At 36.1% G+C, this 21,865-nt stretch carries 18 protein-coding genes, 1 other RNA gene and 2 other annotated features; of the genes, 17 read left to right on the forward strand and 2 right to left on the reverse strand.

Translation table 11 applies throughout. The annotated features are described in order from the left end of the window. Nucleotides 1-422 precede the first annotated feature (422 nt). Complete coding sequence (locus tag ACTSKG_RS01625) at nt 423-1,949, reverse strand: SH3 domain-containing protein (RefSeq protein WP_464756421.1); 1,527 nt, start codon at nt 1,947-1,949, stop codon at nt 423-425. 114 nt (nt 1,950-2,063) lie between these two features. Further along, nucleotides 2,064-2,298, forward strand: a binding site (T-box leader). A 51-nt stretch (nt 2,299-2,349) separates the two neighbouring features. Between ACTSKG_RS01625 and hisS the strand changes: the two genes are divergently transcribed. The 5 genes from hisS (at nt 2,350) to ACTSKG_RS01650 (ending at nt 6,892) form a co-directional block, all read left to right on the forward strand. Further along, entirely contained in the window at nt 2,350-3,624 is a 1,275-nt protein-coding gene (gene hisS, locus ACTSKG_RS01630) for a histidine--tRNA ligase (RefSeq protein ID WP_464756422.1), read from the forward strand. A gap of 14 nt (nt 3,625-3,638) precedes the next feature. Next, on the forward strand, nt 3,639-5,408 hold the full coding sequence (gene aspS, locus ACTSKG_RS01635) for an aspartate--tRNA ligase (protein ID WP_464756423.1): 1,770 nt from the start codon (nt 3,639-3,641) through the stop codon (nt 5,406-5,408). A gap of 59 nt (nt 5,409-5,467) precedes the next feature. Beyond that, nucleotides 5,468-5,653, forward strand: a non-coding RNA gene (ssrS, locus tag ACTSKG_RS01640) — 6S RNA. 204 nt (nt 5,654-5,857) lie between these two features. Next, on the forward strand, nt 5,858-6,619 hold the full coding sequence (locus ACTSKG_RS01645; protein WP_464756424.1) for a tRNA threonylcarbamoyladenosine dehydratase: 762 nt from the start codon (nt 5,858-5,860) through the stop codon (nt 6,617-6,619). Between the two features lie 78 nt (nt 6,620-6,697). After that, nucleotides 6,698-6,892, forward strand: coding sequence for a hypothetical protein (locus tag ACTSKG_RS01650; protein WP_464756425.1), 195 nt, complete (start codon nt 6,698-6,700; stop codon nt 6,890-6,892). Nucleotides 6,893-7,313: 421 nt separating this feature from the next. Here ACTSKG_RS01650 and ACTSKG_RS01655 read toward each other — a convergent pair whose 3' ends face one another. Further along, nucleotides 7,314-8,600 carry a replication-associated recombination protein A gene (locus tag ACTSKG_RS01655; RefSeq protein ID WP_464757940.1) on the reverse strand — a complete coding sequence of 429 codons (1,287 nt, stop codon included), beginning with the start codon at nt 8,598-8,600 and terminating at the stop codon, nt 7,314-7,316. 181 nt (nt 8,601-8,781) lie between these two features. Between ACTSKG_RS01655 and cymR the strand changes: the two genes are divergently transcribed. The 12 genes from cymR (at nt 8,782) to ACTSKG_RS01715 (ending at nt 21,821) form a co-directional block, all read left to right on the forward strand. Further along, entirely contained in the window at nt 8,782-9,204 is a 423-nt protein-coding gene (gene cymR, locus ACTSKG_RS01660; RefSeq protein WP_464756426.1) for a cysteine metabolism transcriptional regulator CymR, read from the forward strand. A gap of 13 nt (nt 9,205-9,217) precedes the next feature. After that, entirely contained in the window at nt 9,218-10,354 is a 1,137-nt protein-coding gene (locus ACTSKG_RS01665; RefSeq protein WP_464756427.1) for a cysteine desulfurase family protein, read from the forward strand. A 25-nt stretch (nt 10,355-10,379) separates the two neighbouring features. Then, nucleotides 10,380-11,492: a tRNA 2-thiouridine(34) synthase MnmA gene (gene mnmA, locus ACTSKG_RS01670; RefSeq protein WP_464756428.1), complete on the forward strand. Its 1,113-nt coding sequence runs from the start codon at nt 10,380-10,382 to the stop codon at nt 11,490-11,492. A gap of 14 nt (nt 11,493-11,506) precedes the next feature. Then, on the forward strand, nt 11,507-12,163 hold the full coding sequence (locus ACTSKG_RS01675; RefSeq protein WP_464756429.1) for a tetratricopeptide repeat protein: 657 nt from the start codon (nt 11,507-11,509) through the stop codon (nt 12,161-12,163). A 182-nt stretch (nt 12,164-12,345) separates the two neighbouring features. After that, entirely contained in the window at nt 12,346-14,763 is a 2,418-nt protein-coding gene (gene recD2 / locus ACTSKG_RS01680) for an SF1B family DNA helicase RecD2 (RefSeq protein ID WP_464756430.1), read from the forward strand. A 36-nt stretch (nt 14,764-14,799) separates the two neighbouring features. Beyond that, nucleotides 14,800-15,010: a binding site (T-box leader), on the forward strand. A gap of 49 nt (nt 15,011-15,059) precedes the next feature. Then, nucleotides 15,060-17,693: an alanine--tRNA ligase gene (alaS, locus tag ACTSKG_RS01685; RefSeq protein ID WP_464756431.1), complete on the forward strand. Its 2,634-nt coding sequence runs from the start codon at nt 15,060-15,062 to the stop codon at nt 17,691-17,693. A 157-nt stretch (nt 17,694-17,850) separates the two neighbouring features. Further along, nucleotides 17,851-18,117 (forward strand): IreB family regulatory phosphoprotein, encoded by a 267-nt coding sequence (locus ACTSKG_RS01690; protein ID WP_053588802.1) that lies wholly within the window; start codon nt 17,851-17,853, stop codon nt 18,115-18,117. Nucleotides 18,118-18,119: 2 nt separating this feature from the next. Continuing rightward, a complete protein-coding gene (gene ruvX / locus ACTSKG_RS01695) occupies nt 18,120-18,539 on the forward strand; it encodes a Holliday junction resolvase RuvX (RefSeq protein ID WP_464756432.1) in 420 nt (139 codons plus the stop codon). Nucleotides 18,540-18,550: 11 nt separating this feature from the next. Next, on the forward strand, nt 18,551-18,847 hold the full coding sequence (locus ACTSKG_RS01700; RefSeq protein WP_387583965.1) for a DUF1292 domain-containing protein: 297 nt from the start codon (nt 18,551-18,553) through the stop codon (nt 18,845-18,847). A 133-nt stretch (nt 18,848-18,980) separates the two neighbouring features. Beyond that, nucleotides 18,981-20,099: an endolytic transglycosylase MltG gene (mltG, locus tag ACTSKG_RS01705; RefSeq protein ID WP_464756433.1), complete on the forward strand. Its 1,119-nt coding sequence runs from the start codon at nt 18,981-18,983 to the stop codon at nt 20,097-20,099. A 152-nt stretch (nt 20,100-20,251) separates the two neighbouring features. After that, nucleotides 20,252-20,887, forward strand: a complete 636-nt coding sequence (locus ACTSKG_RS01710) for an O-methyltransferase (protein ID WP_464756434.1) — start codon at nt 20,252-20,254, stop codon at nt 20,885-20,887. A 4-nt stretch (nt 20,888-20,891) separates the two neighbouring features. Then, nucleotides 20,892-21,821, forward strand: coding sequence for a peptidase U32 family protein (locus ACTSKG_RS01715; RefSeq protein ID WP_464756435.1), 930 nt, complete (start codon nt 20,892-20,894; stop codon nt 21,819-21,821). Nucleotides 21,822-21,865: the final 44 nt, after the last annotated feature.

A 21,865-nucleotide genomic window follows, 5' to 3' on the forward strand; every position in this document is an offset into this window, starting at 1 on the left:
ATAGTTAATTGGAGCGAAAAGTTGCGACGTCAATGGGATTAGCAAGCAAATCAAAATATTCATAAGTCCCCTTGTTTAGTGTTTATTGTTGATTGGAGTGCAGGTGCTCGACTCCTGCGGAAATAGCAGATGTTTTCCTGCACTGAAAGCGAAGCGGCAGGTGCATGAGTCTTGAGACCCCGCAGTAAGCGAAGCGAACGAGGAGGCTTAAGCCATGCCCGCGGAAAGCGAGCGCCGGAACGGAAAGCAACAACTCGTTGAATGGATTGCTATCTTTAATTTGCTTTTTATAGAAATTACTCTTGACTAGAGGTAAGAAGGGTCCGCCTGCAACGGAAATCAACCTGTGCATTCCTGAAAAATTTTAGACTTTTTGTAAAAAAACGTAGGCAAACTCGATTATTTTCAAGTTTGCCTACCGCTTAATTTATTTGTGCATCAAAATAATTTATAATTCCGTTGTAAATTCCATGAGTTGCCTGCTCTCTAAATTGCTCAGTTGTTAATTGGCGTTCTTCTGCTGCATTACTCAAATAACCCAACTCTATTAATATAGCCTTTTGTTTATTTTCTCGAAGAACTAAATAGTTTCCTGCTTGTATTCCACGATCGTTCAGTGAGATCAAATCCCCAAGCCCTTTATGAACATAAGAGGCGAGTTCTTTCTGATAATTATACATGTAATAAGTCGTAAAACCACGAACAGAACTATTCTCAATTGCATCATAATGAAGACTAATAAAAGCATCAGCTGCAACCTGGTGACTAATAGATACGCGTTTTCGAAGATCTACGTAAACATCCGACTCTCTTGTCATAATGACATTTGCACCAGCTGCCTGTAATTTAGAAGATAATAATTCTGCAGTTAAGAGGGTAATATCTTTCTCGTCCGTGCCAAGCGCTCCAGTTGTTCCTCGGTCGTTCCCACCATGTCCAGCGTCAATAACAAGTGTAAGACCTTTTAAAGTGCCTTTTTCTCGCTTTAACACTGGTTCTTCAATATTTGTTGTTACCGAATTGTTTGAAGCAACAACCCAACTAGCTACATAACCAATCGTATTATTTGTTAATTCAATTTTATACCAATCATCTACTTTTTCTAAAACGGTAAATGTTTCACCCGCATCTACACGTTCCACTACATCACTATTTGTATTGTTTTGAGATCTTAAATTAGTTCCGTTATATAGAATCTTAATCGTCTCATTTGAACTGGCTTTTTTTGTTGTAGTTAGCTGTTCTGTAAAGTTGCCATAAAAGCTATACACCCAACCTTTTTTGCCATTTTCTAATTTGATTTTTACCCAATTGTGGTCTTTTTCAAGGACTAGAAATGACTGATTCCTCAATACTTGTCCAATATTTTTCGAAGAAAGATCAGCTTTTGATCGGACATTTAAAACATCCACTGAAACTACAAAAAGTTCCTCACTAGAAGAAGTATCTGTTTTTGGCTCATCTTTAACCACTTGGTCAACAATTGTAACGTATTCGCTATGTACCCAGCCCTTTTGATTATTAAAAGCTATTTCAATCCAATCTCCTTCTGTTTTATATGCAGTAAATTGATTTCCTTCTTGTAATTGACCAATAACTGCAGAAGATAAGGAAGGTTCCGAACGGACATTTAATTTATTTACTTTCGAAATCACTTGTTTATTTGTCAGTTCGATTGTTTTACTTGTTGTATACCAACTAGCAATCCACCCATTAGTACTTCCAAATTTAATTTGAAGCCAGTCTTTTTCTTTCCCTATTACGATAGGCTTGTCATCTTGCCCAACGACACCAATAATATCAAAAGTGAGTCCAGGACCAGAACGTACTTTTAGAGAAGGTACATTTATAGATACTTCATTTTCTTGAGCATACACATGAATGACAGGAATAATTAGTACAATAGATATGATGAAAAGAGTCATTTTCTGCATTAGTTTGTCGATCATTGAATCCCCCCTATCCCTATTGTAAATATTCTGTCATAAAATTTCTACCTTTTGTTTAAAAGGGTTGACTTATTTCTATCATGTCATTAAGATAAAGTATAATTAAAAACTAAAAACAAACCGATGACAGAAAAAGTAGCTGTTAAACCGGATGAAAAGAGAGGGGAAGACGTGGCTGAAATCTTTCCTACATACGAACTCAGTGAACAACATTCAAGAGGTTTTTTGTCGAAAGAGATTTCTTTAGTAGGCAAAAACGGAACTGGCCGTTATCCAGTTAAGAGAGGGTCAATTACTTTTGGCCAACTAGGGTGGAACCGCGGAAGCTATATAAGCTCTCGTCCCTTGCATACGCAAGGGATGAGAGCTTTTTTATTTGCAAAAGAAAGGGGCAATTGCCATGGATATTAAAGTGCCAAGAGGAACTCAAGACATTTTGCCAAGCGAAACAGAGAAGTGGCAGAGAGTTGAAGAATTAATTCGTGAAACATGTCGTATGTATCAATATAAGGAAATACGGACACCAATTTTTGAGCATACCGAATTATTTACAAGAAGTGTAGGAGATACTACTGACATCGTTCAGAAAGAGATGTATACATTCCAAGATCGTGGGGACCGTTCCTTAACACTAAGACCTGAGGGAACAGCTTCAGTAGTTCGTGCTTTTGTGGAACATAAAATGTTCGGTTATGCAGATCAACCAGTAAAATTATTTTATATGGGACCAATGTTCCGCTATGAAAGACAACAAGCGGGAAGATATCGTCAGTTCGTACAATTTGGTATTGAAGCTATTGGAAGTGCGGATCCAGCAATTGATGCTGAGGTAATATCTTTAGCTATGTCTGTTTACCAAAAAGCAGGGCTAAAAAAATTAAAGCTAGTTATCAATTCACTTGGAGATACAGACAGTAGAGTAACTCATAGAGAAGCGTTAGTTAATCACTTTGAACCACATATTGATGAGTTTTGCTCAGATTGTCAAAATCGACTCAAAAAAAATCCGCTTCGAATTTTAGATTGTAAAGTAGATCGTAACAATCCATTAATAGCTTCAGCACCATCTCTAGCAGATTTCTTAAACGAAGAATCTTCAGCGTATTTTGAAAAAGTTAAAGAGTATCTAACCGTTCTAAATATACCATTTGAAGTAGATCCAAATTTAGTCCGTGGACTTGATTATTATAATCATACTGCTTTTGAAATTATGAGTGCTGCAGAAGGATTCGGCGCTATAACAACACTTGCTGGTGGTGGAAGATACAATGGTCTGGTAGAAGAACTTGGTGGACCGGATTCACCAGGTATTGGATTTGCAATGAGTATTGAAAGATTGTTATTAGCTATCGAGGCAGAAAAGAATCAATGGACAAATCTTTCGACATTAGATGCTTATATAATTGGTATGGGCGAAACTGCTAAGAAAAAAGCGGTGGAGCTTACAAATGAACTTCGCCTAAATAACATTGCAGCAGAAATGGACTATTTAGATCGAAAAATAAAAACTCAAATGAAGTCAGCAGATCGTTTAAACGCTAAATATGTGCTTGTTATTGGCGATGATGAGTTAGAAAAGGAATGTGTGATGCTTAAAAATTTATCAACTGGAGAGCAGCAACTTATTCCATGGAACAAATTAATTGAGCAATTGAAAAATAGCATGAAAGCTTGAGCGGAGGAAGAAAAATGAAAAGAACACATACTAGTGGTGAATTGAACGAACAACATATTGGCGAAGTTGTGCAATTAATTGGATGGGTACAGAAAAGAAGAGACTTAGGTGGATTAATATTTGTAGATTTAAGAGATCGGTCTGGACTTGTTCAAGTAGTTTTTAATCCTGAAATTTCAGAAGCAGCTATTCAATTAGCAGAAAAACTACGTAATGAATTCATCATCGAAGTGCACGGAACAGTAGTAGCTCGTGCTGAAAATCAAGTTAACTCAAATATCGCATCTGGTGCAATAGAAGTCCATGCAACAGAAGCTATTATAATTAATGAAGCAAAAACTCCTCCTTTTTCCATTGAGAACAATACGGATGCAGGGGAGGATATCCGTTTAAAATACCGCTATTTGGATTTAAGAAGACCAGTTATGTATGACACATTTAAAATGAGATCAGATATTACAAAAACAGTTAGACGATTCTTGGATGACGAAGGCTTTTTGGAAGTAGAGACACCGATTCTAACAAAATCTACTCCAGAAGGAGCACGTGACTATTTAGTTCCTAGCCGTGTCCACGGAGGGGAATTTTATGCATTACCACAGTCACCACAACTTTTTAAACAAATGCTTATGGTTTCTGGATTTGAAAAATACTACCAAATAGCACGTTGTTTCCGAGATGAGGATTTACGCGCTGACCGTCAGCCAGAATTTACTCAAATTGATATGGAAATGAGTTTTCTATCAATGGATGATATTTTGGAAATGAACGAACGTATGATGAAAAAAATTATGAGAGATGTGAAAGGTATTGATGTAACAATCCCTTTTAATCGCATGAATTATGACGAAGCAATGGATCGATTCGGTTCTGATAAACCAGATGTTCGCTTTGGATTAGAATTAGTTGACCTATCTGAAATCGTGAAAGAAAGTGCATTTAAAGTATTTGCTTCTGCAGTTGAAAACGACGGACAAGTAAAAGCAATCAACGTAAAAGGAGCTGCAGATAACTATTCAAGAAAAGATATTGATGCTCTTGGTGAATTTGCAGGAGTTTATGGAGCGAAAGGCCTCGCGTGGTTAAAAGTAGATGCAGAAGGACTAAAAGGACCTATTGCAAAATTTTTCGAAGGAGAAGCAGCTACAAGCTTAATCGAAAAGTTAGAAGCAACTGCAGGTGACTTATTATTATTTGTAGCCGATAAAAAATCAGTAGTTGCAGATGCCCTTGGTGCACTTAGACTTAAGCTTGGCAAAGAACTAGAATTGATTGATGAAAGCCGATTTGAATTCCTATGGGTTGTGAACTGGCCATTATTTGAATATGATGAAAAAGAAGGACGTTACTATGCAGCACATCATCCATTCACGCGACCATTTGATGAGGATCTTCCATTAATGGAAACAGACCCAAGAAAGGTTCGTGCACAAGCGTATGATTTGGTGTTAAATGGATATGAGCTTGGCGGAGGGTCATTACGTATCTATTCTAGAGAAGTACAAGAAAAAATGTTTGAAGTTCTTGGTTTCTCAGACGAGGAAGCAAAAGCACAATTTGGTTTCTTAATGGAAGCATTTGAATATGGGACACCTCCTCATGGTGGAGTTGCATTTGGTTTAGATCGCTTAGTGATGTTACTTTCAGGGAGAACAAACTTACGTGATACAATTGCTTTCCCAAAAACAGCAAGTGCGAGTTGCTTATTAACACAAGCTCCTAGTTCTGTAGCTACAGCACAACTTGAGGAATTAAGCCTAAATGTAATAGTTCAGAATAGTTAGAAAATACCGCGTTAAAATTATTGAAGTTTATAAAATCGTGTGATATTATACAAGTAATACGAATCCTGATGTGTTCGCAACATGCCAATCAGTTTTGACCGAACAATTTTATCGTTGGGAGTCTAACTTTTATTATAAATGACATGCCCTTCAGTGGGACGCCAGGAGTAATAAAGAGGACACCCACCTGCTACTTGCGGGTTCAAAACGATACGCTTTATTTTGTCGGCACAATTGGGATTCGTCCTAAGTGATTAATAATCCCTCTAGCAAGTTTTGCTGGGGGGTTTTTCATGGAAATAAGAAAACGACTTTTCTACATAATGCTTCCCGGTTATTTGTTAAAGTTAAAGCATAACAAAAAAGCGTAATAGTCGCGGCTTAAATGAAGTCTTTCGTTTTTTTTTAGAATTAATCCGACTAATTTGATATAAATGGAGTGTTTTAATATGTTACATCAATTCTCAAGAAATGAACTTGCTATTGGTACTGAAGGAGTAGAGTTATTAAAAAATACTACGGTTGCTATACTAGGCGTTGGTGGAGTAGGATCTTTTGCAGCAGAAGCATGTGCTAGAAGTGGAGTAGGTCGAATAATTTTAGTTGATAAGGATAATGTAGATATTACAAATATTAATCGTCAATTAGTTGCTTATATTTCCACTATCGGTCGTTCGAAATCGGCAGTAATGAAAGAACGTATTGCAGATATTAATCCCGATTGTGAAGTTATCGATATGCATATGTTTTATACCGAAGAAACGTATGAACAGTTTTTTGCTATGAACATTGACTATGTAATCGATGCTTCAGATACAATTATTTATAAGATACATTTGATGAAGGAATGCTTAAAGCGTGGAATTAAAATAATTTCAAGTATGGGTGCTGCAAACAAAACTGACCCAACTCGTTTCAAAATTGTAGATATCTCTAAAACGCATACTGATCCAATTGCGAAAATAATCCGAACAAAATTACGTAAAGAAGATCGAATTACAAAAGGAATTCCTGTAGTTTTTTCAGATGAAAGCCCAATTATTGTTCGTGAGGATGTTGTTGGAAAAGTAGGGAAACCGGACGCAGCTATTCGAAAAGCAAAAATGCCGCCATCCTCTAATGCATTTGTACCTTCAACTGTAGGTTTAATTTGTGCAAGTTGGGTAATTAATGATATTACACGTGAAATTTCAATAAATCGTGTACAATAATTAGTTGAAATATATTCCTTATACCCTATACTATAATTAATGTAAGAACAATAGTGAACAATTGAGGAGGGATAAATAATGACTGAAATGAACAACCAAGATGCTCCGAAAAAGAAAATGACATTACAAGAAGCAGTAAAACAAAAATTGGAAGAAAAGAAAAATCAAGCTTCCGGTGGAAAAGCTCAAGCTAATGGTCCAGCTACTAATCAAAAAGCCAAAAGTCAAATGACCAAAAAAGTAAGTAACACTCGTCGGAAAATGGGTGTTTAACCTATCAACGCATATAGGTTTCCAATAAAAATTCAGCTAGAAATTTATTTTAGCTGGATTTTTTTATTAGGAGCTGTTCACTCCCTTTGCCTCAATTCCGTGGAACCTAAAAAATAGATTTTACCTATTCATTAAGAAGTGCTTAGCGGACGAAATTGCATCTTCGTCCGCTTTTAAATGTATAGGAGAGGATTTATTCTCTCATTATCCAAACCAAATGCATTATGTCTATACCAATTTCAAGAAGGCGACGGACAAATATCTGCCTCAAGTTTACCGAAAAAAGTGGATGGAGAAGTGACGCAGCCACTTCTCCATCCACAAAACTCCAAACGATAATGTTGTAGCAAATGTTTCGTCCAAAGCACTCTGGAATTGGTGAAGACAAGTTGCACTTAAAGAACGCCTGCGCTTTTCTTAGTTATTTCTCTGTTTTAAACTTTTCTAATCGATTATAAATAGCTGCGAGACGTTTTTCTTCACCAGCTTCAATTGGCTCATAAAACTTTGTTCCGACTAGGTTGTCTGGAAGATAGGTTTGATTTACCCAGCCACCAAATGTGCCAATTTTATGATCATGAGGATAAATATATCCTCCATGCCCAAGTTCTTTTGCTCCGGTATAATGTGTATCTTTTAGATGGCTCGGAATATCACCAGTTTTTCCTTGGTGAATACTTGAAATAGCTACATCTAAAGCGGCATATGCCGAATTCGATTTCTCCGATAAACACATTAATACTACCGCATTCGCGAGTGGTATGCGTGCTTCGGGGAGTCCTAATCTTTCGGCAGCTTGGATTGCAGCAAGTACTTGAGGGCCAACTGAAGGATTTGCGAGACCAATATCTTCATAACTCATGACAAGCAATCTTCTTGAAACAGCAACTAGATCCCCGTTCTCCAATAAATGTGCTAAATAGTAAAGAGCGGCATCTGTATCACTTCCTCGTACAGATTTTTGCAGTGCTGATAGCAGGTTATAAAAATGAGATCCTTTTTTATCCCCAAACACACCCACTCTATCTACAAGACTATTTAATATAGAATCTTCCACTTTCGTCACGCCATTTTCTTCAAAGCTTGCGAATATAGTGGATTCTAATAATGTCAAAGCTTTTCTTGCATCACCATTTGCTGCTTCTGCAATTTTCATTCTTTGTTCATTTGTAATGTCAATTGACATTTTTCCAAGGCCTTTATTTTTATCCTCCAATGCTCTCTTCAAAAGCATATCTACATCATCAGTTGTTAAGCGTTTTAGTTGTTTGATTTCTCCACACCGAGATCGAATAGCCGGGTTAACATCATGAAAAGGATTTTCAGTTGTTGCGCCGATTAATATAATTGAACCGTTTTCTACATGGGGTAATAGTGTATCTTGTTGCAGTTTGTTAAATCGGTGAATTTCATCTAAAAATAAAATGACTTTTCCAGTTAATCTTGCATCAGCAACAACATCTTCTACATCTTTTTTGCCAGCTTTCGTAGCATTTAATGCAACAAAGGGTAGTTTAGTAGTGCCTGCAATTGCGAACGCAAGAGAAGTTTTACCGACTCCTGGATCACCATATAAAAGCATTGAAGGGACGTGCCCATTTTTTATCATTTTATATAAAGCAGTGTTTTTACCAATAACATGCTGTTGTCCTGCTAATTCATCTATTGTTTCGGGTCTCATTCGATATGCTAATGGTTCATTGCTCAAAATGATCTCTCCTTGTTCAAACATCTGTTCCTTAATTATATCGAAGAATAGTGGAAAAGTCATTTTGGAGTCGTCCTATCACTTAAATATGCTATACTAGGGAAAGAATTTTTTTATGTTCGGTGTAATATCCGAACTCGAATACGCGAAGGCGATTTAGATATCTAATGAGGTGGAATAATTGAAGTTTTCAACAAAAGGACGTTACGGGTTAACGATTATGATAGCATTAGGCAAACAGTGTGGAGAGGGACCACTTGCACTTCGTCAAATTGCAGCAGATCATAATTTATCGGAAGCCTACTTAGAACAAATTGTTTCACCGTTACGTAACGCGGGACTTGTTAAAAGCGTTAGAGGTGCATACGGTGGATACATGCTTTCAAGGAAGCCAAATGAAATCACTGCAGGCGATGTCATTCGCGTTCTTGAAGGACCAATTCAAATTGTAGAAGGAATTGAAGAAGAAGAACTTCCACAACGTGAATTATGGATGCGTATTCGAGATGCAGTTAAAAATGTATTAGATACTACAACTATAGAGGATTTAGCGCAACATACAGAAGAAGATTCAGATAATGTTGGATATATGTTTTATATTTAAGGAGCAGTTAGATATGACTAGAATATACTTAGATCATGCAGCTACAACCCCAATGGCAGAAGAAGTCATTAAAACATTGACAGAAGAAATGAACAATGAATATGGAAATGCTTCGAGCATTCACCAAACTGGAAGAAAAGCACGAAAAAAATTAGATGAGGCTAGAAACATACTTGCTGCAAGTATTGGTGCTCATGAAACAGAGATTACTATTACAAGTGGTGGGACAGAAGCAGATAATTTTGCTATCTTTGGGACTGCTAATGCGCGAAAAAATGAAGGTAAACATATAATAACAACACAAATTGAACATCATGCAGTACTTCATGCATGTGAACAATTAGAACGTGAAGGGTTCGATATCACCTATTTACCTGTGAATAGAGAAGGCATAATCGATGTAAATGATTTGAAAAATGCGCTTAGGGAAGATACAATTTTAGTTTCTGTTATGTATGGAAACAATGAGGTCGGTACTATTCAACCGATAAGTGAAATAGGAGAGTTACTAAAAGAACACCCTGCCTATTTTCATACAGATGCGGTACAAGCTTACGGTGGGGCTTATTTAAATGTAAACGATTTACAAGTCGATTTACTCAGCGTGTCTAGCCATAAAATCAATGGTCCAAAAGGAATTGGGTTTTTGTTTCAACGAAAAGGACTTCATTTGAAACCATTATTTTATGGTGGGCAACAAGAAAGAAAAAGACGTGCGGGTACTGAAAATGTGCCGGCAGTAGTTGGCTTTGCAAAAGCAGTTGAGTTGAAACAACAAAATTTAGAAGCAACCATTAATTTCTACAAAGAATTGAGAAATGCTTTTCTCGTTCAGCTGGACAGTAAAGGGGTAGAATTCACAATCAATGGTTCCCAAGACAAAGTTCTTCCGCATGTGATTAACCTTAGTATCCCAAAAACAGATGTGGAGACATTTTTAATACAACTAGACATGGCAGGAATTGATGCGTCCAGTGGTTCAGCTTGTTCGGCTGGATCTATTGATCCTTCCCATGTTTTAGTTGCGATGTATGGTGAAAATACACCAGAGTTACGCAATTCCGTTCGTTTTAGTTTTGGTATAAATAATACAATAGAGCAAGTGATAGAAGCCGCAAATAAAATAAGCAAAATTATTCTAAGTTCATAACGAATAATTGAAATGAGTGAGTACAGTGAAAAAAATAGAAGATACAAGAGTAGTAGTTGGTATGTCCGGTGGGGTGGATTCCTCCGTAGCAGCTTACCTATTAAAAGAACAAGGGTATGACGTCATCGGCATCTTTATGAAAAATTGGGATGATACAGATGAGTTTGGCGTATGTACAGCCACAGAGGATTACGAAGATGTTATTAAAGTATGTAATCAAATCGGAATACCGTATTATGCAGTAAATTTTGAAAAACAATATTGGGATAAAGTTTTTACCTATTTCCTTGAAGAATATAAAGCTGGAAGAACACCAAATCCAGATGTAATGTGTAATAAAGAAATAAAATTTAAAGCATTTTTAGAACATGCACTAGCGCTTGGGGCAGACTTTTTGGCAACTGGCCACTATGCACAAGTGGAAGTAAGAGAAAGTCAAACTAGAATGCTACGCGGTAAAGACGAAAATAAAGATCAAACCTATTTTTTAAACCAATTAAACCAAGAACAATTGGAAAAAGTTATATTTCCTATAGGACATTTAGAAAAGAAAAAAGTTCGTGAAATTGCTTTAGAACAGGGGCTTGCTACAGCCACCAAAAAAGATTCCACAGGAATTTGTTTTATCGGTGAAAGAAATTTTAAGGAGTTTTTAGGGCAATATTTACCTGCGCAACAAGGTGTGATGGAAACAATGGATGGGAAACCAATGGGCAAACATGACGGTCTTATGTACTATACAATAGGTCAACGTCACGGGTTAGGAATTGGTGGATCAGGTGATCCATGGTTTGTCATTGGTAAAGATTTAGATCGAAATGTTTTATTAGTTGGTCAAAATATTAATAATGAAGCCCTTTTCTCCACCAGTTTAACTGCAACTAATTTATCTTTTACAACTACTATTGAGAAGCCAAAAAGCTTTAATTGCACTGCGAAATTCAGATATCGACAAGAAGATGTAGGAGTTCACGTGGAAATAATAGGGGATAATGAAGTATCCGTTACATTTGAAAAACCGGTACGAGCAATCACTCCTGGACAGGCAGTAGTTTTCTATCAAGGGGACGAATGTTTAGGCGGGGCAACGATTGACAAAGTATTCAAGGACGGAGTACAACTGGATTACGTTGGCTAACTGGAGGGATTTATATGAATTACAATGAATTAGGAATAGAAGCTATTCAAGAAGAAAACTATGAAAAAGCCGTTGAACTATTTACTAAAGCTATAGAGGAAAACCCGGAAGAGGCTATAGGGTATATCAATTTCGGTAATTTACTCGCATCAATGAATGAAAATGATCGGGCAGAACGATTTTTTCAAAAAGCGATTACGCTAGACGAGAACGCGGCTACTGCATACTATAGCTTAGCTAATTTGTATTATGATGCAGAACGTTTTGAAGAAGCAGCAAAACTTTATGAAAAAGCCATTTCTAATGGAATTGAAGGCCCAGATGCTTATTTTATGTTAGGGAAAAGCTTTGAAAAAACAGGTCAAATAAAGCTGTCACTTCCGTATTTACAAAGGGCATACGAACTAGATTCCAATGATATTCAAATTAAGCTAACCTACGCAATAGCGCTAGCTAGCTTTGAAATGTTCAAAGAAGCAGAACCAATTTTGAAAGAAATTTTGGAAGAAGAAGCCGAAAACGCGGATGCACACTATAATTTAGGCGTTTTATATGCAGTTTCCACTCCAAATACGGAAGCAGCGCTTTATCATTTGAAACAAGCATTTACTATTCAACCAACCTACGATCAAGCACGGTATGTGCACGATATGATCTCACTACGAAGTTAACTTAATTCAGAAGAAAACATTTGCTAAATTAAGTTAAAGCCTCCGGTTTGATGTTACAGATTTTGTAAGGAGTGAATTGAGATAGCTCAATTCAAAATCTGGACGCACTGTTTTCTGCGACGAGCTTTGCGCAGGAGCAAATACGCCAAGGCGAATTTAATTTACAATTTGGAGGCGGTAGCATGACCAACGAGATGAATAATGAAAAACAATTTATTACGGGTCGTCCTATCGTCTCTATTTTTCATAACCCCCAAAATTTATTTTCCATAATTAAACTAAAAATTAAATCCACCAATACAACCTATATAGAAAAAGAAATAATTGTAACTGGTTATTTCCCCCCTCTCGTATTAGAGGAATCTTATAAATTTACGGGCTTTGTCAAAAATCATCCTAAGTATGGTGTTCAATTTCAAGTGGAGACGTTTCAAAAAGAAGTTCCAGCTACCGAACAAGGAATAGTACTTTATTTATCAAGTGATATGTTCCCTGGAATAGGCAGAAAAACGGCAGAACAAATTGTGAAAAAACTGGGTCAAAATGCAATCAATAGAATTTTAGATGATCCTTCTGCCTTGGACATAATTCCTAAATTGGCAGAAGATAAAAAACAAACATTGAGAGCTGTCTTAGAGCAAAACCTAGGCCTAGAAAAAGTGATGATTCAGTTAAATGAATGGGGGTTCGGCCCACAAATAGCTATGAAAATATACCAAGCTTACCGAGAGGAAACGATTGATATATTGACAAAGAACCCATATCGACTTATCGAGGAAGTGGAAGGTGTGGGCTTTATTCGGGCAGATGAACTGGGCTATAAACTTGGCATTCAAGGAAATCACTCAGATCGTATTAAAGCTGCCATTTTTCACTTATTACAATCCGCGTCATTAAGTGAAGGTCATGTATTTTTATATGCGGAGCAATTACTTGAATCTGTTAAAAGATTATTAGAAAGTGCTCAAAGAGAAGAAATTACTTTCGAAGCGATAACGAAGTGCTGCATCGAGTTAGCTGAGGAAAGCCGAATTGTTGGGGAAGTGAATCGATTTTATATCCCTTCTCTCTATTTTTCTGAAGTAGGGATAAGTTCTAAAATCGAAACGTTACTGAATGAAAATGATACACATCATAAATTTCCCCTTGCTGAGATGAAAAAACATCTTGGGGGAATAGAAGAAAGATTGGGAGTACAATATGCTACAACACAAATTAAAGCGATAGAAACGGCTATAAATGCTAGCATGACCCTTTTAACAGGTGGACCAGGAACTGGGAAAACCACTGTCGTTAGAGGGATTGTTGAATTATATGCGGAACTTCATGGTCTTTCATTAGAGCCAAAAGAGTGGGCAAAAGATAAAAAGCCATTTCCTGTTGTTTTGGCTGCTCCCACGGGTAGAGCAGCAAAACGTCTAAGCGAATCAACTGGGTTGCCGGCAATGACAATCCACCGATTATTAGGATTTAACGGTCAGGAAGATGCTGAATCTGAAGGAAAAGAAATTGAGGGAAAACTAATAATTATTGACGAAACTTCTATGCTTGATACTTGGCTAGGACATCAATTATTAAAAGCCATCCCAAAAGATGCTCAAGTAATCTTTGTTGGCGACCAAGATCAATTACCTCCTGTCGGTCCGGGGCAAGTATTAAAAGACTTATTAGCTTCTAAAAGAATTCCGACTGTTGAATTAATTGATATTTATCGTCAAACAGAAGGTTCATCTATTATTGAACTAGCTCACCAAATGAAAAAAGGGACCGTTCCACTAACCTTGTTAGATAAGACAATGGATCGTTCATTTATTAAAGCTACTACAGAACAAATTCCTAAAGTTGTAGAACAAGTGTTGAAAAGTGCTTTAACAAAAGGGCATTCGATAAGAGATATTCAAGTACTCGCACCTATGTATAGAGGCCCAGCTGGAATAGATGCATTAAATAAAATGATTCAAGAAATGGTTAATCCAAATACAGATGGAAAAAGAAAAGAAATGGTATTTGGAGAAACGATTTATCGCATCGGAGACAAAGTTTTGCAACTTGTCAATCAGCCAGAAAGCAATGTTTTCAATGGAGATATGGGTGAAGTGGTCAGTATTTTCAAAGCTGCCGAAACGGTGGAGAAAAAAGAAATGCTTGTTATTTCATTTGATGGCAATGAAGTGACTTATGAAAAGAATGATTTGAATCAAATCACTTTAGCGTATTGTTGCTCCGTGCATAAATCGCAAGGTAGTGAATTCCAAACTGTCATTATGCCTGTTTCAAGAAGTTATATGAAAATGCTTCGAAGGAACTTATTATATACAGGAATCACAAGAGCAAAAAACTTTTTAATACTATGCGGGGACCCAGAAGTATTTAAGTTCGGAGTAGAGCGTACAGATGATTTGCAAAGACTTACAACGTTAAAAAATCGATTAACTGTAGGTGAAGAAGAGAAGGATGAGTTAGTTGAAACGAACGGAATAGTGGTAGAAGAGGTTATCAGTGAACCAACATTCTTATCTGCAGATAACTACCATAAAATTGATCCTTTAATAGGGATGATTGGTATTTCTCCATACGACTTCTTGGAGATGGATAATTGACATCGGGTCGATTGTTTTTTATAATCAAATGCATAGAGCAAAATGATGACAGAGAAAGTACACTTGTTACCTGAAAAAGAGAAGGATTCCTTGGCTGAAAGAATCTTCAGAATCTAACAAGTTGGAAAGCTACTCTTGAGTGCAGCTAATAACTGCCGTTTAGCCGCGTTAAGGTTACTTGAGAGACACAATGATTATTGTTGTGTAACTAGGGTGGTACCGCGAAAATATAGCTTTCGTCCCTTTTTTAGGGATGAAGGCTTTTTTTATTTTTATTTTACTAGGAGGAAAATTGAATGAAACAATTGACAGGTGCACAAATTAGACAAATGTATTTAGATTTTTTTATAGAAAAAGGACATGCACAAGAACCATCAGCTCCACTTGTACCAATTAATGATCCATCACTATTATGGATTAATAGTGGAGTTGCTACCTTAAAGAAATATTTTGATGGCAGAGTAATTCCTGAAAATCCACGTATTACAAATGCACAAAAGTCTATTCGGACTAATGACATTGAAAATGTAGGGAAGACCGCTAGACATCATACTTTTTTTGAAATGCTTGGAAACTTTTCGATTGGAGATTACTTCAAAAAAGAAGCTATTCATTTTGCTTGGGAATTCCTAACAGATGAAAAGTGGATGGCGTTCGAAGAGGAAAAACTATCGATAACGATTCATCCAGAAGATGAAGAAGCATATACTATTTGGAAGAATGAAATTGGAATTCCGGAAGAACGGATTATTCGATTGGAAGGGAATTTTTGGGATATAGGGGAAGGTCCTAGTGGGCCAAACTCTGAAATATTTTATGATCGAGGAGAATCATATGGTAATGATTTAAATGATCCTGAGCTATATCCAGGAGGGGAAAATGAAAGGTATCTGGAAATTTGGAATTTAGTATTTTCACAATTCAACCATAACCCAGATCACACGTATACCCCACTTCCAAAGCAGAATATTGATACAGGTATGGGATTAGAACGAATGGCTTGTGTTGTTCAAGATGTTCCAACGAATTTTGATACAGATTTATTTATCCCAATTATTTGTCAAACAGAAGAAGTTTCAGGTAAATCATATAATACAGAAGTTGCATATGACGTTGCATTTAAAGTTATTGCAGACCATATCCGTACTGTTGCATTCGCTATTGGAGATGGTGCACTTCCATCAAATGAAGGTAGAGGGTATGTGCTAAGAAGATTGCTTCGTCGTGCTGTTCGTTTTGCAAAACAATTAGGAGTAGACAAGCCATTCCTATATGAATTAGTTCCAGTTGTTGGTGAAATCATGAAGGATTTCTACCCTGAAGTAAAAGAAAAACAAGACTTTATAATGCGAGTAATTAAAACAGAAGAAGAACGTTTTCATGAAACACTTCATGACGGACTAACAATTTTGGAAAAAGTAATAGAGGAACAACGTGCAAAAGGAGAAACCTACATTCCAGGTACGACAACATTTACGCTATATGACACATACGGATTCCCGATTGAACTTACAGAAGAGTATGCAGAAGAAGCAAACATGACTGTCGATCAAGATGGTTTTAAGAAAGAAATGGAAGCTCAGCGTAATCGTGCACGTGCTGCTCGCCAAAATGTAGACTCCATGCAAGTACAGTCTGAGGTTTATAGTAATATTAATGATGAGAGTGAATTTGTTGGATATGATACATTATCGGTTACAACAACAATTACCACTATTATTAAAGGTGAAGCAATTGCTAAATCTGCAAATGAAGGGGAAGAAATTCAACTAATACTTTCTAAAACTCCATTCTATGCAGAAAGTGGTGGTCAAATAGCTGACCATGGAACAATAGAAAATGATACATTTAGAGGATTTGTAAAAGACGTTAAAAAGGCTCCAAATGGGCAAAATTTACACACTGTTATTGTTGAATCTGGCGAAGTAACAACTGGATCAGAAGTTATAGCGAAGGTTGATCGTGTATTACGTGATCAGACGGTGAAAAATCACTCTGCAACACATTTGTTACACCAAGCATTAAAAGACATTTTAGGAGTTCATGTAAACCAGGCCGGTTCTTATGTAGGACCAGACCGCTTACGTTTTGACTTTTCGCATTTTGGACAAGTAACAAAAGAAGAGCTGGAGCAAGTTGAACGAATAGTAAACGAAAAAGTTTGGGAAAATACTCCTGTAGTAACTGGTTATCATAATATAGATGAAGCTAAAAGTATGGGGGCGATGGCCTTATTCGGTGAGAAATATGGAGATATCGTGCGAGTTGTACAAATGGGGCAATTTTCACTTGAATTGTGCGGTGGTGTACATGTAAAAAATACATCTGAAATTGGTTTCTTCAAAATTCTCTCAGAAAGTGGTATTGGAGCTGGAACAAGAAGAATAGAGGCTGTAACAGGCAAAGAAGCATTTGAGGTCGTAAAAGAAGAAGAGCATACATTAATCGAAGCTTCAAACCTTTTGAAATCTCAACCGAAAGATTTAGTAACAAAAGTAGCCCAGACGTTGAACGAACTAAAGAATGCACAAAGAGAGAATGAATCACTTTCTGCTAAAATTGCAAACAATCAAGCTGCGTCTGTTCTGTCTTCTGCTCAAATAATTAACGGAATTACCGTACTATCAGTGAAAGTTGATGCAAAAGATAATAATCAACTACGTCAGATGATGGATGATTTAAAAGAAAAATTAGATAAAGCTGTTATTGTTTTAGGGGCAATTGACGGTGAAAAAGTAATGATTTCTACTGGAGTTACAAAAGATATAGTTGGTGGAAACTATCACGCTGGAAATATCGTAAAACTTGTAGCTGAACAATGTGGAGGAAAAGGCGGAGGAAGACCTGATTTCGCAATGGCTGGGGCAAAAGATGGAAGTAAGTTGGAAGCTGCTTTAAATTCGGTATATGATTATATTAAATCTGTGTAGTTCGAAACATTGTTGTTTTTCTAAAGGAAACTTTTGCAAAGTTGAGTTATAATAGAATTTTAAACAAAGGGTATATTTGATACTATTTCCAATTTCGGTTATACTGTAGATTAGATATGTAAAACTGCCTACTAAAACTGAAAGCGAGGTGCTGATCATGAGTTCATTCGATAAAACGATGAAATTTAACTTCCCAGAAGAGTCTATGGAACAGGAAGTAAAACATGTGATGCTACAAGTTCACTCTGCACTGGAAGAAAAAGGATATAATTCAATTAATCAAATTGTAGGCTATCTACTATCTGGTGATCCAGCTTATATTCCTCGCCATCAAGATGCACGTAATATGATTCGTAAATTAGAACGTGACGAAATTTTGGAAGAATTAGTGAAGTTCTATATTAAAAAAAATAATGAGGCTTAAGCATGCGGATAATGGGTTTAGACGTTGGTTCCAAAACAGTAGGAGTAGCTATTAGTGATGCCCTAGGTTGGACAGCGCAAGGTATTGAAACAATAAAAATTGACGAAGCAAATCTGGAATTTGGTTTTGATCGTATTGATCAACTAGTCAAAGAACATACCGTGACAGAATTTGTTGTTGGTTTACCAAAAAATATGAACAATAGTATAGGTCCACGTGCTGAAGCATCGGAAAATTATGCTAAAATGTTAACCGAAAAATTTCATTTTCCTGTTTCAATGTGGGATGAAAGATTGACAACGATGGCTGCAGAACGTATGTTAATAGATGCAGATGTTAGTCGTAAAAAACGGAAGCAAGTGATTGACAAGATGGCTGCAGTAATGATTTTACAAGGCTATCTGGATAGAAAAAATAGATGAGGTGACGTCAAATGGACCACGGACAAGAAAATATTACAGTTGTAGATGAAAATGGAAATGAACAACTATGTAACGTACTATTCACTTTCGAATCAGAAGAATTTGAAAAGTCATATGTTCTTTATTATCCGATCGGTGCTGAAGAAGATGAAAATGAAGAAATAGAAATTCATGCTTCTTCTTTCAGCCCTAATGAAAATGGTGAAGATGGTGAATTACTTCCAATCGAAACCGATGCTGAGTGGGAAATGATAGAAGAAATGTTGAATACATTTTTGGATGCGGAAGAAGAAGAGGAAGAAGAATAATTTATAATAAAAAAGGATGGAAAGAGGTCTCCTCATTCCTCCTTTTTCTTTTGTATACCCCCTCAAATATACGAGTGCCTTGCGCTTTTCTCGATATCTTGTATAATAAAATGGAATTAAAGGGGGGGAACCCGTGGGAAATGAATCAAAAAAAGAAATTATGTTTGATCGAATGATAAAAAAGAAAAAAGAAGTAAAACTTGTTAGACGAATTGTATTAACTATCTTTTTATTCCTGCTGATTGTTGTAGGAATTAGTGGTTTTATTGGGTATAAGTATGTGAAAAGTTCTTTAGAGCCTTTAGATCCAAAATCTGAAGATATCATTAGTGTTCAAATTCCAATTGGTTCAGGCCTTGACTCAATATCCACAACCCTTGAAAAAAACGGAATTATTAAGAACGCAAAGATTTTTAAATACTATGCTAAATTTAAAAATGAATCGGACTTCCAAGCAGGCGATTACAGTTTAACAAAATCTATGACTTTAGATGAAATTATTAAGAGCTTGAAAAATGGTAAAGTATATCGGAAACCTGTATTCACCATGACTGTTCCAGAGGGATTAACTTTAGAACAAATTGGAGCTGTAGTTGAAAAGAAAACGAGCTACACGGCAGATGAATTTTTTACCCTTGTTACGAATAACGATTTTGTTGATCGAATGATAATCAAATATCCTAATTTATTAACAGAAGAAATTAAAGGGCCAAATGTTCGGTATGCATTAGAAGGTTACTTATTTCCAGCAACGTATCCATTTTATGAAGAAAAACCTTCTTTAGAAGAAATTGTAGAAACAATGTTATCTAATACAGATAAAACAATGTCTACTTATACTGAAATCCTTCAGTCCGAAGATAAATCTGTTCATTGGTTACTGACGTTTGCTTCCTTGTTAGAAGAAGAAGCAACTGCACGGACGGACAGGGCTTTGATTGCTAGTGTGTTCTACAATCGTTTAAAAGCTAAGATGCCTTTACAAACAGATCCAACCGTTTTATATGCACTTGGAAGCCATAAGGAAAGAGTACTCTTTGAAGACTTAGAGGTGGACAATCCTTATAATACTTATAAAATTCAAGGTTTGCCTCCTGGACCAATTGCTAATGCAGGGAAATCGTCAATCGAAGCAGTGTTAGACCCTTCTAAGACAAATTATTTATATTTCCTTGCAGATAAAGAAGGAGAAAATCACTTCTCAAAGACTTATGAAGAACATCTTAAAAACGTAGACAAATATTTGAAATAATTAGTAGCAGGAGAAGGAATAATTTTGAATTCCTCCTCCTGCTATGTTATGACTTATTATGGAACTTTAATTAGAACAAGTTTTACTGTAAATATCTTGCGTCTAAGATTACGCAATGACGTAATGGATTTATTTAAAAAGGGGTAACAGTTATGGAAGTAAAGGAAGATTATTTAAAGAAACTTATAAAACCTCGTTCGGATCTTTTTATTGAAATGGAACAATACGCAAAGGATCACCATGTTCCGATTATGCAATTGTCTGGTATGGAATCATTAATTCATTTACTTTCATTACAAAAGCCTAAATCGATATTAGAACTAGGCACTGCTATCGGATATTCTTCTATGCGGATTGCATCTAAACTAGAAAATACCAGTATTGTTACAATTGAAAGAGATAAAGAAAAAGTAGTAGTTGCTAACAAATTTATTGAACGAGCGAATTTGCAAAAACGTATTCAAGTGATTGAGGGAGATGCTCTAGAAATTTCCGATGACTTGTTTCAGAATATGCACTTTGATGCTATCTTTATTGACGCAGCAAAGGGACAGTATAAAAAGTTTTTCGAAAAGTACGCACCATTATTAAATGATGGTGGCGTTATTTATTGTGATAATTTATTGTTAAATGGGTTATCAGAACTTCCTATGACTGAGGTACCTCGAAGGAAAAGAACCATGGTACGAAACCAACATCAATTTACAGAATGGTTGTTAAATCATTCTGACTATGACACAGCATTTCTACCAGTTGGGGATGGCATGTTAATCAGTATTAAGAGGTGAAAAAATGAAAAAGACGGAACTTTTAGTTACACCTTCTAGTATCAATCATATGAAAGAATTAATTGATGCAGGAGCAGATGCATTTTTAGTAGGTGAGCAGTTTTTTGGATTGCGTCTAGCTGGAGAATTTTCTGTAGAAGATATTGAAGTTGCAACAAAATTAACTAAAGAGCATAATAAAAAAATATATGTAGCTATGAATGCACTTTTTCATAATGACAAAGTAGATCGACTGGCTCCCTATATGCAAAAAATGCAAGAATTTGGTGTAGATGCAATTGTTTTTGGTGATCCTTCTGTCATTATTGCGAGAAGGGAAGCGGCGGTGACTATTCCTCTACACTGGAATACAGAACAAACTGCGACCAATTATTTTACTGCAAACTACTGGGGACAACGTGGTGCATCAAGAGCAGTTTTAGCGAGAGAACTAAGTCTAGATGAAATAATTGAAATTAAGGAAAATTCACAAGTGCAAATCGAAGTTCAGGTACATGGAATGACATGTATTTTTCAATCGAAGCGTGCTTTACTCGGCAATTATTTTTTATTTCAAGATAAAGCGATGGAAATAGAAAATCGATCTAAAAATAAAAATATGTTTTTGCATGATAAAGAGCGCTCGAACAAGTACCCCATTTATGAAGATCAAAATGGCACTCATATCTTTAGTCCAAACGATATGTGCATGATTGATGAATTAGATGATCTTTTAGATGCTGAAATTGATAGTTTAAAAATTGATGGAATTTTACATAACCCGGCATATGTTACTACAATTACGAGTTATTATCGTCAAGCAATCGATGCTTATTATGTTTCTCATTCAGCTTATAAAGAAATAAAAAAAGAACTCTACAAGAAAATTGAAGAAATGCAACCTCCACTAAGACCACTTGATACTGGATTTTTCTTTAAAGAAACAGTGTATTAAGTTGAGTGAGAAATGCTAGGAAACTCGACAATGACTGAATGAAA

The organism is Psychrobacillus syltrankelensis, from assembly GCF_055454035.1.